Origin of the sequence: Collinsella sp. HCP28S3_G2 (assembly GCF_052065125.1) — a bacterium.
Taxonomy (GTDB): domain Bacteria; phylum Actinomycetota; class Coriobacteriia; order Coriobacteriales; family Coriobacteriaceae; genus Collinsella.
This window is the reverse complement of record NZ_JBQHUO010000030.1, coordinates 1-1,924: the sequence shown is the minus strand read 5'-3', so window position 1 is coordinate 1,924 and position 1,924 is coordinate 1. Positions and strand designations below refer to the sequence as shown.

Genomic DNA, 1,924 nt, shown 5'->3' with positions numbered 1-1,924 from the left:
GTAGGAGCACAGCAGGAAGCCCAGGAAGTAGAAGGGCACGAGCTGCTTGGTGAGCACCAGGCGGCCGAGCATGGCGAAGCCCATGGCAGGCAGGATGTTGGCGGCAACGCCGCAACCGTCGATGATGAAGGGCGGGATGAAGTCGAGCAGGCCCTGGATGGCGTCGGAACCCAAATAGAAGGCGCCGCCGCACAGCAGGAAGTACTCGACGCAGCCCCAGATTCCAATTCCCCAATGAACGGCGTAGATGCCTTTGAGGTTTCCCTTGAGGGCGAACTTGTCTGCCATATCGACAAACACAGGGAACAAGGCATTGGTAATGTTGCCGATCGTCAGTGCAAGGACGGCGATGGGCATGGCGAGCGCGATGGCCGTCTCGGTACCCTGACCGAGCTGAATGGCAAACGCGCAGGCGAGCACGCCGCCGACGGTTTCGTTAGGCGGCACGTAGGCGCCGATGGAGATCGAGCCCATGAACAGCAACTCCAGGCTGGCGCCAACGGCAAGGCCAGTCTGCAGGTCCCCCAGCACCAGGCCCACGAGCGGGCACAGGACGATGGGGCGGAACGCGTAGAGGGTGCCGAGCTGGTAGTCGAGGCATCCAAACGCCCCGACTAAGCCGACGAGTATTGCTTGGACAAGCATAATTCCTCCCAATAAGGAATCTCGAACCGTCGTCACTCCCGTCGCGCGCGTTGTTGATATCAATTCCGGGAGTTCGATTCCACGGCTCGAAGCGTACCTGGTGTGCTGCTAACACCCATGCCAGGCACAAATGATTTGATACCAATTATAGCTATGCAGGTTCTTACTATTTAATACCACTCGCTCAGCGGAGTGTTTTTTACCGTAAACGGCAGACGTATCCCGTCAGGCGCGCTCTTTGTTTCGATGGAGGACAAGCGTCACCAGAAAGCCATCGCCAAAGGCATCGGATGCCAAGTTGGCCATAATCACCAAAACGATAATCGCTGCGCCCAAAAACTCGTTCCAGCGAAAGACCTCGCCAAAGAGGAGCGCCGACCAGCAGGGAGCGAGCACGACCTCACTCATGCAAACCAAGTTGGCCGCAAACGCGTTGGTGCGCGCAATCCCCTTGGCATACAGCACACTCGCAAGGCCGCTGCAAAAAAGGCCATGCACCAGCATAAGCCCCCACTCAAAGGGTTTCACGGAGCCTAGGTCGCCGGCAAAATAGACGATCGGAAGTATCGAGATGCCGCAGGAGATGAGCGAGGACACCATAGGCGACGCATCGGGGCGAGAGTTTAAAAAGAAACACAGCCCAAAGGTGGCGCCCGAAATGACGGCAAGCAGATTTCCGAGCATGCCCTCGGCACTCAAATCACCTAAAAAGAAAAGTCCCATACCCGTAAAAGCAACCACCACGGAGGCAATCTTCGCAGGCGAGGGCAACGTGCGAGTTGCGAGCGATTGATACACGATAACGAAAATCATCGAGGTGTACTGCAGAACGATCGCGTTGCCGACCGTCGTGAGCTGGTTGGCAAAGTTAAACGTGGTGCCCGTCACGAAGTTGCAGACGGCCACAAGGACAATAAGACGGCTGACGCGAAAGACGGGCCTGCCGACGAGCAGGATAAAGAGCGCCATAAATATTGCCGTAACGGCACCGATCAAAAGAGCTGACTGCGAATTGGCGCGAACGAGGATGCCGATAAAACTCCACAAGAGCGCCGTGCCAAATAGATACATCGCCCCGCTCACGCCATTATCGGGTGGATTGTCAGATCGAATCACGAAGCACCTCCAGCTAGCTTTCGGTAATAAAAAACGGCGACCGCAATGGGTCTGAACTGCCTCCCATTTCTTGGACACGAGAAATGGGAGGCTTTTTATGCGTGTCGACTTGAGAGTGAAACACGACATCGTGGCCAGGAAGGCGGCGATCGGGCTCTTCGAG

General features: G+C 56.5%; 2 protein-coding genes. Both read right to left on the bottom strand.

Features of this window, described 5'->3' with window-relative positions:
- On the bottom strand, nt 1–645 hold a 645-nt coding region (locus tag ACTNB2_RS08765; RefSeq protein ID WP_441044933.1), incomplete at its 3' end, for a PTS mannose/fructose/sorbose/N-acetylgalactosamine transporter subunit IIC.
- 225 nt (nt 646–870) lie between these two features.
- Nucleotides 871–1,761, bottom strand: coding sequence for a DMT family transporter (locus ACTNB2_RS08760; RefSeq protein WP_427719853.1), 891 nt, complete (start codon nt 1,759–1,761; stop codon nt 871–873).
- Nucleotides 1,762–1,924 lie beyond the last annotated feature (163 nt).